The following is a 13867-nucleotide window of genomic DNA, read 5'->3' as shown; positions in this document are numbered from 1 at the left end:
TGTTGCTGTAACGGTAGAAGGAAGAGCGCCTAGCTTGTTGTTGGATATTAGCGAACAATATGCAGCTTCCGCTCAACAGCGCCTAGCCCATGGAGTTACGGAATTTATGTTGACAGCTTAACGCTCCATGGGTCCCGTGACTGGGACCGTTCCATGGGTTAGGGGATGCCCACGAAATGACACGTCTCATAATCTACCTATCCGACATTTTGGCTAGTGCGTTTTCGTTTTCGAAGGAAGGCTTTTGGCGTAAAGAGCTTTCTGCGCGGCATCGATCTTCACCATCCATGCCGGATGTTCAAAGGCAATCTGTCGGGCATAGTCCAGCGATTCCTTCGTATTTAGAGTGAAAAGTTGATCGATGTACCGCTGCATGGAGAGCCTGCTCCAGGGCGATACAGCACGCTGACCAGGGGCAGAGAAATACCATTGACCAAACCGCGTCCATGGATCATCCTCATGCGACGCGAGCAGCTCTGCGCGGAGCTGCTCAATGTGGGAGGGATCAGGCCGCGTCATCTGTGAGAAACGGGAGCGGCTTGCTGCAAACTCTGCCAATTCTGCGAGCCACACCGGCGCTGGAGCGCTCGGAGGCACGTCCAGAATCTCGGCTGTGTTGCCGATGGCGACCAGCAGGGATGGATCGATCGGACTGAACTCGGCACCGTTCCTATTGCTGGTGTAATGAATGGGCAACATCACTGCCTCACCCGTAGCGGCGCTCCATATGCGGATGGACTGATCGCGCCCACGAGTAAAAACAAGCGAAGCATCAGCGCTGAAGCCACCATCGATAAGCGGCTCACTATGCTGAAGTAAGGGTGTAAGTGCCTGACCGGTGCGCGCATCCCACACACGGGCCGTATGATCATAGGACGTTGTCAGCACACGCGTGGCATCCGGGCTGAACACCGCATCGCTGATCGGCCCAGTTTGCGTGAAGACACTTAATGGTGCGCCCGTAGTCGCATCCCAGATCTTTGCCGTGCGATCTTCTGAACCGATGATCAGCCGCCGGCTGTCCAGGCTGAAGGTCGCACTGAAGATTGCGTTGCCGAGGACGAGACGATGCAGACGCTTTCCGGTCATTGGGTCGAGGAGATCCGCCGTGTCATCGTTCGTGCCAATCAGCGCATGCTTTCCGTCGTTGCTGAAGGTGAGGACGCTCACGTCATCGTGGTATCTGAGCTTAGGCGAGAGGAGTTCACCGGTCGCAGCGTTCAGCAGATAGACGTCAGTTTCTACGCTGCCTAGCACGCGATCGCCATCCGGACTGAGCGCAATATTTGATAGGGGTTTCTCTGTGCCGAAGGGAGTATGGACCAGCTGGCCGGTAGCTGTGTTCCATAGATGGACCGTCGCATCGCGCGAACTGGTGACAATCCAGCGCCCGTCGGCGCTCCAGGCTGCAGCAAGAACATCCGCGTCATGTCGCATTGGCCCGACAATCTGCTTCGTTGTATGCGCATCCCAGATGCTGAGTGTGTGGTCATCGAGCAGGGTCAGAACCCGAGAACCATCCGGGCTGTAGCGGGCGAATACAAGATTCGCCGTCATACAACAGAGTCTGAGGTGCACATCCTGGCGCTGCTCTGCGATCAGCTGAAATGCAAGACCCGCTGCTGGATTGCCCTCACGCTGTACGCGAAGGCTCGCTGCCGTTTCGCGAAGTGCTTCGTATTTGATGCCATCTGTTGCGAACTTCAGTGCAAGCAGGTAATGGACGTATGCTTCAGCGGAGAGACCTGAACTGCCAATAGAAGAGGCCGATGGAGTCACGGCAGGATTGGGAGCTACCGATGTGCTGGTCGGTCGCTCCTGGGCTGGAGCAGAGTAGGTGACAGCAGGCCCAAAGACCATCATCAACGCAAGGGTTATGCAGGTAAGCGAATGCAGATTGCGGATAGAAGCTGCAGGGCGGGGTTCTTTCATGACTGTCCTTACAAAGTTTTGCTGGTGGGCTGTCTTCTTAAAAACAGAATCTGGCGGAAGCAGCGGCGCTTGTACCGCACCGCTGCTCCTGCCAGAAGGTTAGCGGTAGAGTTCAAGCGCAGTGATCTTCGGCTGATCGGCCGTTGCACCCGAAAGCGTGATCGTGATGTTGCCGTTTTGATCGGGCTGCACCGTGAATTGCTCTACGATCGCAGTCTCCGGAGCTCCGGCTGCTGCGATGATGTCGAAGTTCGGTAGAACAACATTCCCGTTGACTGTTACGTTGAAGACGCGCTGGCCAACCTGCTTCCAGAAGAACTCGTTGAAGTGGAGACGCAGCGTATAGCTTGTTCCCACAGCAAGATTCGGAAGCGTGTAGGTAATAGTTCCTCCAGAACGCTCTTGCTGGTAGACCGCTGCCGGAGCTGGACTGATCACTGCGGAGAGATCGGCAGTACCGGCACCACCGGAGGCATTTCCTCCCGCGAAGAAGGTGTCTGCCTGAAATGGCTCGACCGCCGTACTGCTTCCAGCAGCGATCTGGTAGACAGGTAGGCCAGCAATCGCTGCGCCGGGAGTTGCGCTTGCTTCATTCGAAGCAGTCGAGGTTCCCGTAGTGCTGACGACTCGTACCGTGTAGAAGACAGTCTGCCCATTGGAGAGGTTCTTGTCGATGAAGGATGTACCCGTCAGGCCAGTCGCAATCGGAGTTGCGGCCTCCGCCCCCGCTGCGTTGCCGCGAAAGACGCTGTAGGTCCCGGTCGGCGATGGTGCCCAGGTAAGCGACACCTGGCCAACGCCTGCTGCCGCATGCAGGGATGCCGGTGGGTTTGGTGCCGGCATCATACTTCCGTCGCCGATGACCTCGATGCCGCTCACCATCGCATTATCCTTTACGGTCTTATACTGCACCGTAATCTGCCCGTTCTGAGCCGTGGCGGGCAGGTCCAGAGTCGTTGCGATGTCCTTTCCGCCGGCCGCGGCGAAGATATCGTAGCTGGGCTGCGCCACCTGACCATTGATGAGGATATTGAAGAGGCGCGCGCCAGCTGCGCTCCAGAATGTTTCCGCGAAGTGCGAGCGGATTGTGTACTGGCTGCCGGTCTTCAACCCAGTGAACGTGTAGGTTGAACTCCCGAAGCGATTGCTCTGGTAGACAGCAGCCGGAGCTGCATTTTTTACTCCTGTCGTGGTGATCGTGTCATTGGTTTTCGAGGTCGTTCCGCCCGAGAAGAAGCTGTCAGCAGAGAAGGTACTGACCGGGACGGAGCTGCCCGTATCGACCTGATAGATCGAGGTCACCGGCGCCGGGGTCGCCGTGTTCAGCAACTCCACGCCGCTGACCAGCGCATTGTCACGAACGGTTTGGAAGGTTACAACGACCTGACCATTCTGCGCAGTGACGGGGTAGTCAATGGAGATCGCGATGTCCTTGCCGCCCGCAGCAGCGAAGATGTCGAGGTTAGACTGGACGGCTTGCCCGTTCACCATGATGTTGAACAGACGTGAGCTCGCCTGCCCCCAGAAGGTCTCCGCGAAGTGAAGCCTCAGGATGTAGGCCGTACCCGAGGAAAGGTTCGGGATCGTGTAGGTGAAGTTGCCGAACCGATTGGTCTGGTAAACCTCCATGGGTGCGGGGTTTTGCGCCTTTGAAGTATCGATGGGCACTCCGACATTTGGCGTGACGCCGCCGCCGTTGACGAACTCATCTGCGGCGAATGACCCCACGGCGGTGGTGCTGCCGGAGTCAATCTGCACGACGGCGTTCCCACTTGGCTGGCTGTTACCCGGTACGGCGGCCTGGACCTCATTGGAAAAGGAGGATGTCCCTGCGCCATTCACGGCCTCCACCTTGTAAAAGTAGGTGGTGCCTGGGATCACATTGTTATCGGTGAACTGCGTGCCGGTAAGGTTCTCCATCAGCTCCGTCTCATTGCCCGCGGCGGTACCACGGAACAGCGTGTAGGAGATGGCGTTGGTGCTCGCGCTCCAGCTCAATGCGACGTCTGACGCGCCGACTGTTGCCGCGAGGTTGGCAGGGGCTGCAGGCGGAGTTTGCCCACCCGGCGTCTGCCCCGAAAGCAGGGTTACGTCAGCCTGGTTTAGCACGCCATCCCCGTTGATATCGAACGGCGCATTGCTCGGCAGCACAGCAGCACCGGTCACGATGCTGCTCTCGAGAGTGAGGTCATTGTTATCGATCACACCATCGCTATTTACGTCTCCCTCAAGCACCCGGAACGCGATGTCCGCGGTTCCCGGAACAACGGAGGACTGGTCAGCCGCCAGGATTCCCGATAGGTGAAGATTCAACTGCTGGCTATTGGCAAGACCGGTCAGCGGAATGGAAACGGTTGTCCGTGAGGAATCATAGACGGGGGTGCCCACGACGGCCTGTGCCTGCGCTCCGTTCTGCTGGGTGAGCGACGCGGAGATGCCGGTTACGGCCTTGGCAAAGTGCGCAACGACTGCGTAGCTTTGTGCTGTATTGCCGATGCGGGCTTCGGTAGCCAGAACCTTGCTTGGGAATAAGGTCGTGCCGAATTGATCGGGTGTGTTCGGCGCGAGAATGGAGCTGGCGTCGAGTAGCGTGACCGGCAGCAGGTCTGCGATCTGTGACGCGGAGAGCGCCTGATTGTAGAGCCTGGTTTCGTCGATCGCGCCCTGAAAGCCGAACTCTACCTGGTCGCTTCCCGCAGGCAGATCTTCCTCACCCCACTCCAGGGTTCCGGGGCCATCGGCAGCTTGTGCGGCACCTTGAGCCACAGCCTGGCCGTTCACATAGAGCGTACGGGTACCAGCGGTCCCATTCTGCACCATGGCCACATGTGTCCATGCCGCGTGGGTCACCGCGGGGCCGGCGACATCGCCTGCCGGTCCGCGCATGGCAAACTGGTTGGCACCATTGACGAGCAGGCCATACACGTTGCCGTTGTTTGCTGATTTAAGAATGATCGGCTGCTCCACTCCGGTCAGAGCATCGACTCGAACCCAGGTTGAAAGCGTGAAGCTTTGCGTCGCGGAGAAGTCGAGATCAGGACTGTCCTGAACCGTAATATTGTCAGCAATCTTCGTTCCGTGGAAGTTCCAGCCACCGTTGATGTAACCGGTTGGGGTGTACAAGGCCTCGCCCGCTGCCAGACCGCTGTGGCCACTGCCAGTGGCATCGGTCACGGTGCTGCCCGTGGCATCCTCCATGGGCCAGAAGCCCACCAGCCCACTCTGCGTGTAAGTCGGAAAGGTCGTGGCGGATGCCGTGTTGCTCGGGCTGGAGTCGCCTGCGCCATTAAAGGCGGTCACCCGGTAGAAGTACTGAGTATTGGGCGAGACGGTCGAGTCCGAAAAGTCTGTACCCTGCGCAGATAAGCTCAACAGCGTGAATGGTCCGTTGGCGTTCGTCGCACGAAACACATGGAAGCCGGCCAACGAAGGATCTGTGGATGCATTGTTGGTCCAGCTCAGATTGATGGACGTAGACGATGCGGTCTCGGCGGAGAGTGCGGACGGTGCCGCAGGTACTGCTGCCGCCGTTCCCTTCAGACCGGCCACGACGAGAAAGCCCTGGCTCACGCCCGAGTAGCAGGTGTAGTACGCATGCCCATTCGCAACAGCCAGAGTGTTGAACTTTGTTGTCTGGCATCGCCCTGAACCATCCGGAGCGGAGATATCTCCATTAAAGCCGGTAGTGAGAAACTGCATGGTATTCGCATCGTAGGCTCGAAGATTCCCGTCGATTGCCCATACGATACCGTTCGCCGTGCCGTTCGCCGTGATGAACGGCGACGAGCCCTTCGCATTGATATTGCCGCCGGTGCCGATCGTAGGCGTCGTCTCCAGCGTCATTACATTGTCGACAGTATCGAAGACCAGTTTGCGCCGCTCCATCGGGCTTCCGCTTGAAGCGTAGTACACGGCACCGTTGAAGTAGCTCGGCGTGAGGGTGAGTTGCGGAGCGCGCGGTTCAGGGACCTCCTGGATGACCTGCGCATCATCCGTCCTCAAGCCACCAAGAACATCACGATCCACCAGGTACCAGACACCTGCTTTGCCTCCAAACATCATCAGGTGCGGATGCTCGCCCGGCTGCACAGGGAGCAGCAGTGGGCCGCCCGCGCCGAGGTCCGAATCGCCCGGGATGGTACCACCGCCGTGGTTCAGAGTCGCCCAGTTGGAAGGAGTGAAATATGAGTTCGTGTCGTTCAACGTCAGATGGAGCTGCTGCTGACCATCCATTGCCGCCGGTAATTTGAGCGCGGTCTCTCCCCAGTCCATGGACCCGGTGGTGGGGTCCTGATCGAAGACACCATTGCCTGTCACAAAGAGGATGTTCTGGTTCTCGTCCAGGGCTACGGAAGCTCCGCCTTGCCAGATGCCACCCTTGCCGCCACCCTTATTCGCTCCACCATGTGTCGCTCCGTCAAGCGGCGTCGTACCATTGGGAGTCGTCACAAAGCTGTGAGTGAGTTTGAGCGTGGAGCCATCAAAGCCCAGCACAAGACCGTAATAACGCGACTCGTCACTGTGCGATGCATAAGCCAGATAGACGATGTTGTTCTTCGGATCAAAGGTCATGGCGCTGCGCAGGTGTTCATGCAGAGGCGCGAAGGGGATCTGGCCTGTAGGTGCTGTAACCGGATCATGATCGGTCGCACTCGAATCCGAGATGGCAAAGCCCTCAAACGTCAGGCTTGCATCGAGGATAAAAGGGGGAACCTTATCCAGACCTGTCTTCAGGTCAAGGGCATGAAGTTCCTGCCGATAGAGATTGTTCAGCGGCTGTCCCGGGAACTTGAGCAGCGAGACCACGTAGAGGGTACCCGATACCGGGTCGATCACGGGAGTTGTACTGATGCCAAACTCCGGACTGATATCGTTTCCGGCAGCGTCCGAAGATGGCACAGTGGTGGGTGTGCCTAACGCCGGATCCGGCTTCAAAAAGCTGGTGTGCCACAGAGGTGCAGAATCGTTTCCGGAAGCGTTGGCTCCAAGAGGATCAGCATCGCCATCGAAAGCGTACACGCTGTCATGCTGCGTGACCACGTAGACAACGTTGTGCGACTTGCCGTCCGAAAAGCTCCCAGGCAGCTTATTAAGCGTTGCGGCACTCATAAAGAGAGGCGCCCCATATACCTGTCCATCCAGTTTCTGGAAGAAGAGACGGGCAAATTTTGTGGGGTCTGCGACGAGTGCCGGGGTCAGGATCGTTTCTTGGGAATTTAAACCGGTATGTTGTGGATCAACCTTCCACATCGTAACGTCTTGCGCGAGTAAAGGTGCCGAGAGTACGCAAAGTAGAACAAGAGTAAGCCTGAAGGTGCCAAACGGGAGCCTCAAGAGACGCTTCCTTTCAATTTGAAAAACAGAAACAGAGTGATAAGACCGCAATATCGCGACCTTCTGGACAAACCATTTCCCCCTGCAGCGCTCATCGCGCATGGCTATGCTTTCTCCCTTAGGTGGGAGTGGGTCTCTGCAACTTAGACATGCAAGTGGTCTCGCATTAGAGGAGGAATCGCAAACTTAACAGTGATCCTCGGGGAGGATAAGTGCACTATACATGTGAGGAATGAAACCCAATGTCATTTGAATGTAATTTCTATTCTGGTCCATCGCCCAATCACGAGCAGATGGTGTTGATGTCGACGCCTACGCACGCTTCAACTCTGGATCGACCGCCTGAACACCGAAGGTGCCAGCAGCTTCTCCGAAAAGGCCACAGCTTTCCGCAAAGAGATGGCCGTTCACGGCCGTTACGGCGAGCTGTGTCCGTGATGCAGCGAAAAGCAGCGCATCCGCTACGCCGAACATGCGAATCCAACGACACCGAACTCTCTCGATCAATGTGGAAGCGGCATTAGTGCTCATCGGGCACGTTTCATCCGAAGTGACAGAAAAAACTGAAATGAATGTCAGTTGGTGCTAACAGGGGTGGCTGTTGAAAAACTCAGTTGTCATAACTCCGGCGCAGCGATGTCATCTCTCGCGACTCTCCCTTAGCTGGCGAATGATAAGGAGACGCTACACCGGACAGGCGTGGATCTTCCGAGGTGGACCTTTGTCGACGATGGCCTCGGCTACAGATGGAGCGACGACGACCTCGCTCGGCGTTCGGTTCAGTCCGAAACGCCTGAGTAGGCTCTGCGGCAGGTCGACGGCATACTTTGCGCGCGTCACGGCAACATAGAGGAGTCGCGGTTCCGCCGCGATGGATTCCTGGTGATCGGAAGGTGTCGATGGTGGACGCGCGGAGAGGAAATCGGGATCGATCTCGGCCACGTCGCAGAGCAGAACAGTTTTTCCAGGCGCATTCCACTGAGGAAGGCCGCCACCTGCTGCGGCCCCAGTACCTTAATAGCATTCAGTCCGGCTTACAGTTCGACAGGCGCGTAGGAGTTGATGTCGCAGTTGAGTGAGATTTCTTCGAAGTCGGGTGTGGTCCAAGATGATTGCTGCATGATTATCTCTAGCGGGGAGTGGTATTGCTTCGGTGAGTGTGGTCGATCCTGCAAATCCGTGCAATCAGCGTCGCCACATCGCGCCACGCAGATCGAGGCACATGAGCTGCTGTCGCAGCGAGTAGAAATCGTCAGCCAGATCGCGGCTTAGCCGCGATCTGGCTGAATTCTATCTATCCTGCATGCTAGTTAATTTCGATCGCACTCAGCAGAGAATTGTTGACGACCGAGGTGAACGTAACTACGAAAGTGCCGCTGGAGTCAGCATTTCCCGTGAGCTCCTGTATCACTGCCTTGTTCTTGGCGCCCGCCGCGGCGAAGATGTCAAAATTTGTCATCACCTGCGTTCCATTGATGCTGATATTGAAGGTGCGGGAGCCGACAGTGGAGAAGTAGGTTTCGGCAAAATGTAGCCTTACCGTATGGCTCGATCCAGGGACAAAGCCAGCAAGCGTGTAGGTAAAGTTGCCCTGGCGTGCGTCCTGATACACGGTCATCGGCGCGGCATTCGTAACACCACTGAGATCGATGACGTTCTTGTGGCTAAGAATCGAACCGCCCTCAAAGTCTACGTCCGAAATGAAGGGAGCGACTGCTGAACCGCCTGCGTTGATCTGGGCGCTGCTTACTGTCGGACATTGGCTGATTGAGGCGCTGGCCTGGGTTGACGTAACCGATAGCCCCGCCAAATCTACTGCCTGCACGACATAGTAGTAAGGCGTCTGACACATTCCGGTCGTATCTTTATACTTCGTGCCGGACACCACGGTCGCGACCTGGTTGGCGGCTGATGGGATGAAGCCAGACGTGGTGCCGCGGAACACGTTGTAGTACCCAACCGTGCAGCCTGCGGGAGTCGTGCTGGCGTTCCAGGTCAGCGCAATCGCATTGTTGGAGTCTTCCGCCGCGCTAAATCCGCCCGGCGCCTGAGGCAGGACGCTGCAACTATTGCTTCCACCCGCGGTGACGGTCATCGAGTCAAGGCGGGAGATGCTTTGAGTGGCCACGTTGAAGACTTGAACGGTGTTTTGGCCTGCATTCAAGGGGACCGCAATGGTTACAGTACTAAAGGTATCGAAGTCTCCGGTGACCGGGAAGTTCAGGTCCACGGTCATGACGGTGCCGTTCACCTTAATGCCCTCTGGCCGAGCCAAAACCCCTGGAAAAAGGCCGGTGGCGAATGCATAGCGGATCGTCAAAGTGTAGGTGCCTGCGGTCGGTACCACTACGTTCGAGAAGGTCGCCGTGCCGTCAGTCGTATAGGCCATATCGACTGTCTGTTTGGCAGGATTCGTCGCGTTCGATGAAGTGATATAGGAGGGGAACCAGGAGCTCAACTCCTCGAAACAATCGAAGCCATTGAGTAGAGTGTCTTTGAAGTAATACTGAGTTCCGCCCGCAACGGGCACGCCAGCGACCGTACCATTGCCGCGCGATGTTGGAAACTGCGCAGGACAGGGTCCGGCCAGCGCCGCCCCTACTCCCAGAGACAACAACATCAATAAGACAAGAAATGCTCTTTTCATCACAATACCTTTCAGTGACTACGTTCAACGTTCAGGGACGAACAATCGACAGGTTTTGCTACGTCGATCGTAGGGGGAGATCTAATTTTTTAGTGGCTCCGCGACAAGATGGGCATTCATCGAACACAGTGAGTTGCTGCCATCAATCGGCAGATCGCATCTTGGGCGTGGCCATGGTTTCTGCCACGCCCAGGACTGTCTAAGCAATCAGTCGCGCACGATTCATCAATCTCTCTTTCCCTACCGAATGATGACGCTATCGAAGGTTGAGATATTGAGTGTCGACTCCCGTTTCGAGGTGACTGCTAGCCCGGCGGTGACAGATCCGGTCATACCGACATCCCTGGTAGAGATGAGCGTCCAACTGAGGCCATCAGGAGATGCGTAGCCAGTGAAGGTGTTGCCGGATCGCTGAAGCTTGACCCACACAGGGACGTTTTGCTGGGCTTGTCCCAGGTCTGTGGTGCCTCCTCCATCGGCCGTGCGAACGATCATGGCGACACCGTGCCCTGGGGTAGCAAAGACCGCGGCGAAGGCCGCATTGTCTGCAGTGGTAGAGCGAATCATGACGCCTGACTTGGCCCACACGTCGGTATCGGTCTGAGTAGCAACGTGCGTGATGACCGTGAAGTCGCCGGTCGCCGACTGGTAGGCGTAGTTGAACTGGTCGGCAGTTCCGAAGATGTCGCTGCCGCTGCCTCCTACCGTGAAGGGGCCTCCGTTTGCGGTGAAGGTGCCAGCGGTTCCCGGATCGCCGATGTCAAGATCGGTGAACTGGACGCCGGCCGGGTTGACTGTGAGAGAGATGTTCGTGGTATGGCTCAGCGAGCCAGAGGTTGCAGTGACCGGAATAATATAGGTTCCGGGCGACGTCGAGGCGCTGGTGGCGAGCGTTAGCGATGAAGTTGCCGCTCCGGAAATCGAGTCAGGCGTAAACGTTGCCGTCACCCCAACTGGAAGGCTGGGAGCACTGAGAGCGACCGTGGAGCTAAAGCCGTTCTCGGGTGTTGTTGTAATCGTGAAGGACGTCCCGTTTCCCGCTTGAAGCGCGCTCATTGCAGGAGTCACAGAGACGGTGAAATCCGGGCTTGGGGCTGAGGATGAGACTGTTAGAGCGACTTGAGCGTCGTGGAGGCTGTTTGCGCTAAAGCTGGTGAACAAAGGAAAGTAGGCTCGCTTTGTGGCAGAGGCAGAGGTAGCGATCGTGATAGTCGCCGATTGCGGTGTAGGATCACCGGTAAAAGTGAACTGTGGCAACGCGGGTGCGGTGGAGGTTGCAGGAAGACCGGAGGTGCTCATCGAGACGACGCCGGTGAAACCGTTCACTGGAGTGGCCGTGACAGTGTAGACCACCGGCGTTCCGGGCAGAACGGTCTGCGCAGATGTTGGAGTAATGCTAAAGACATAGTCGGGAGCTGTGGGATTGGCAACCGTCAACGAACCCTCCCAGACGTTCTCGAGGGCGCTACTCTGGCCAATGACCTCGATATTTCCTGTGCTCAACATCGGAGCTGGAGTCGTCGTTGTATTGACAGTTAGGGTGACGGGGACGGTTACTCCCGGTGTCAAACTGACGTTGGACGCGCTGAAAGAGGCAGAGGATCCCTTGTTGCTGCACGACACCTTGCCCACTGTTGTCCAGGTGCAGCTGCCCGGCAGATGCGCTGCCGAGAGCTTGACGGTGCCAGTAAATGTGCTGCTTGCGGTTACATTCAGGTTGTACGCGACGGAACCACCAGGCGTTACAGTCTGGCTCGGTTCCTGCGAAGTGATAGTAAAAGTAGGAACGGTCGCAGGACCTGAGTTGGGAAGAGTATTTGCTGGACAGAATGTAATCTGATAGCCCGAAGCGGGTAGAGGAACTACATTGAAGTCGCTGGATGGGTCGTCAAAGGCATAACCATAGACGGAGGGACAGGACTGCTTGAGTACCGCTCCGCGGTAGTTTGTATCCCATTTCACGTTGTTGCATGCCTGCGGCGAGGCATAGGGTCCCGCGCAGCAGTAGTTCGCCGTTCCATACTGGCTGCAGAGACTCTTGCACCCGACGACCTGTCCAGCGCTGTTGCGCATCTGCTGGCCAGCGGGGCAGGAGCTGCGCAGATCCACTTGGCACGCAGCATTGACCGCATGGGTAGGATTCGGATCGTTGAGTTGAACGGAGAGGGGAAAGTCAAAGCCATCGACCAGGCTGATGTCGTAGTTGTCGGCCCCGGTTGCAGAGCCGGTAAGGGTGAATTCGGCGAGACTTGTGTTGCCCGCTCCGGCGTGCTGGCATTGGAGGCCGCCACAGTCGCCCGTCTGGCAGGAGCCCTTTCCGTTAGCGTCAAAGGTGCACTGACGACGTCCCCAAAAGCGGCCACCAACCCACGGAGTGGGCAGTGAGGTGGTGACGGTCGCGCCGGCGGGAAGTTCCAGACCTCCTGACGAGCCATTGAAGCTAGGGGTGGGATTGCCTGCGCCAGCGACCCATACAGTTTCGGCACAGTTGTTTGTAATGACGAATTGACGGGTCTGGGCAATGGCCTTGCCGCCGAATGCGCAAAGGACGATCAGTACCGCATGGAGCGGTGTCATCCACCAGCGTCGAATATTATGCGATACCTCGAACGAATCAACCTCCATCGAGTGAGTTTTTCGAGGTGGAAGTACGGAGAAAGGCAGAAACATAAAGTGCTGCAAGAATAAGTTCAAAAAGTGCCTCCGGTAAGACCAACGACTGGTTTCAAAACAACAGTTTTGGGCAATCCAAACTTCGAGGAACATCGATCGTCACATGCATAGCGTAACCAGGTAAGAAGGCAGGGTTACCTTTGAGCCCGCGGTTTATCTCTCCATGCAACTGATGGAATATATTTGTGACACTTCGAGATACAACAACCAGACGTCCGGGCTCATCGACTTAGATCGCGACAGCGACAACAGATCAGACAGTTGCTTTCTTAGGAATGCGATATAGGAATTGAAGTTTTGATCTGAGCAACGTGGAACGAAAGTAATCCTATCGCGTTACCAGAGTGAGGTAACGGAGTCCAATTGTAAAATCTTTGTCTCCAAGTAATAGGGCCCCTGGGGATTTCTGAACCATTCTGAATGTTAGTTTTCGACCAAATCTGAAAGAGTGAAGGGCCTAGTTTTCCTGTACCAAGAGCAGTGTTAGTCCCGGCCGGTTAGGTTGCAGTGAAGGGCGCTGGCACAGATGCCAGATGGTGAGACGGCACTTAACTCTCGAGTCGCTCCCCTCTGGTGGATTGTGCGCACTCAAGGCGCACCTCACACGCTGGTTACACAAGTGACATCCGCACTGCGAGAGACGACCGGCGGGCTCCCCGTAGCGCACATCCGAACCATGGACGAGATTGACCGCCTCAACCTTTCGCGACAACGGTTCAACATGCTGCTCCTGACGGTCTTCGGCGCATCCGGATTGTTGCTGGCTGCCGTGGGCATTTACGGCTTGATGGCTTTTTCTGTGGAGCAGCGCACGCAGGAACTAGGGATACGGATGGCGATGGGGGCGCAGACATCGCACCTCCGCAATATGGTTCTCGGCCAGGGAATGGTGCTTACTGTTATCGTTGCAGCCTTCTGGCTGACTCGATTCCTCACCAGCTTTCTCTTCGGGCTCAAGGCATGGGACCCTCTTGCATTTGTCCTGACGCCGTTGTTGCTCAGCATTGTCGCCTTGGCGGCCACGTGGATTCCGGCTGTACGCGCCACCAGGGTAGACCCGATGACCGCGCTGCGTTTCGAGTAAACGGACGCTAGATCCAAACAATGTGATTGCTTGTTTCTCATCCGTACCGCAAAGTCGGCCAGAGTTTACAAATCCAATGCACCTGGACGTAAAACCGGCTTTCCGTAGAAATGAACCTGCACAGTTGCCGAGAAGGCGACTATCCGGACATTGGCCTGCAAAAGAGGTTCTGTCCTAGTAGTCGACCATCGGCTTGG

7 protein-coding genes are annotated in these 13867 nt (G+C 56.7%); 1 reads left to right on the top strand and 6 read right to left on the bottom strand.

Translation table 11 applies throughout. The features are described 5' to 3' along the window. Positions 1–213: 213 nt before the first annotated feature. The 6 genes from BDD14_RS29160 to BDD14_RS29135 all read right to left on the bottom strand — a co-directional run bounded on the left by BDD14_RS29160 (position 214) and on the right by BDD14_RS29135 (position 12607). Positions 214–1932, bottom strand: a complete 1719-nt coding sequence (locus BDD14_RS29160) for a WD40 repeat domain-containing protein (protein ID WP_130424788.1) — start codon at positions 1930–1932, stop codon at positions 214–216. A gap of 99 nt (positions 1933–2031) precedes the next feature. Beyond that, complete coding sequence (locus BDD14_RS29155) at positions 2032–7182, bottom strand: malectin domain-containing carbohydrate-binding protein (RefSeq protein ID WP_165420392.1); 5151 nt, start codon at positions 7180–7182, stop codon at positions 2032–2034. A gap of 396 nt (positions 7183–7578) precedes the next feature. Further along, complete coding sequence (locus tag BDD14_RS29150) at positions 7579–7797, bottom strand: hypothetical protein (protein ID WP_130424781.1); 219 nt, start codon at positions 7795–7797, stop codon at positions 7579–7581. A gap of 153 nt (positions 7798–7950) precedes the next feature. After that, the gene (locus tag BDD14_RS29145) at positions 7951–8208 is read right to left on the bottom strand and encodes a hypothetical protein (RefSeq protein ID WP_130424779.1); all 258 of its coding nucleotides are present in this window, start codon (positions 8206–8208) and stop codon (positions 7951–7953) included. Positions 8209–8572: 364 nt separating this feature from the next. Continuing rightward, on the bottom strand, positions 8573–9913 hold the full coding sequence (locus tag BDD14_RS29140; RefSeq protein WP_130424777.1) for a malectin domain-containing carbohydrate-binding protein: 1341 nt from the start codon (positions 9911–9913) through the stop codon (positions 8573–8575). Positions 9914–10153: 240 nt separating this feature from the next. Further along, positions 10154–12607 (bottom strand): thaumatin family protein, encoded by a 2454-nt coding sequence (locus tag BDD14_RS29135; RefSeq protein WP_165420391.1) that lies wholly within the window; start codon positions 12605–12607, stop codon positions 10154–10156. A gap of 505 nt (positions 12608–13112) precedes the next feature. On the opposite strand from BDD14_RS29135, the gene BDD14_RS29130 reads away from it, so the two are divergent. Further along, complete coding sequence (locus BDD14_RS29130; RefSeq protein WP_130424773.1) at positions 13113–13670, top strand: FtsX-like permease family protein; 558 nt, start codon at positions 13113–13115, stop codon at positions 13668–13670. Positions 13671–13867: the final 197 nt, after the last annotated feature.

This window comes from Edaphobacter modestus, from assembly GCF_004217555.1.
Lineage (GTDB): Bacteria > Acidobacteriota > Terriglobia > Terriglobales > Acidobacteriaceae > Edaphobacter > Edaphobacter modestus.
The sequence above is the reverse complement of the archived record's forward strand: the minus strand, read 5'-3'. Positions and strand labels throughout refer to the sequence as shown.

Excerpts from the sequence above, each read along its gene's own strand:
- BDD14_RS29160 (WP_130424788.1), bottom strand. The coding sequence starts at position 1,932 with ATGAAAGAACCCCGCCCTGCAGCTTCTATCCGCAATCTGCATTCGCTT.
- BDD14_RS29155 (WP_165420392.1), bottom strand. The coding sequence starts at position 7,182 with ATGTGGAAGGTTGATCCACAACATACCGGTTTAAATTCCCAAGAAACG.
- BDD14_RS29150 (WP_130424781.1), bottom strand. The coding sequence starts at position 7,797 with ATGAGCACTAATGCCGCTTCCACATTGATCGAGAGAGTTCGGTGTCGT.
- BDD14_RS29140 (WP_130424777.1), bottom strand. The coding sequence starts at position 9,913 with ATGAAAAGAGCATTTCTTGTCTTATTGATGTTGTTGTCTCTGGGAGTA.
- BDD14_RS29130 (WP_130424773.1), top strand. The coding sequence starts at position 13,113 with ATGCCAGATGGTGAGACGGCACTTAACTCTCGAGTCGCTCCCCTCTGG.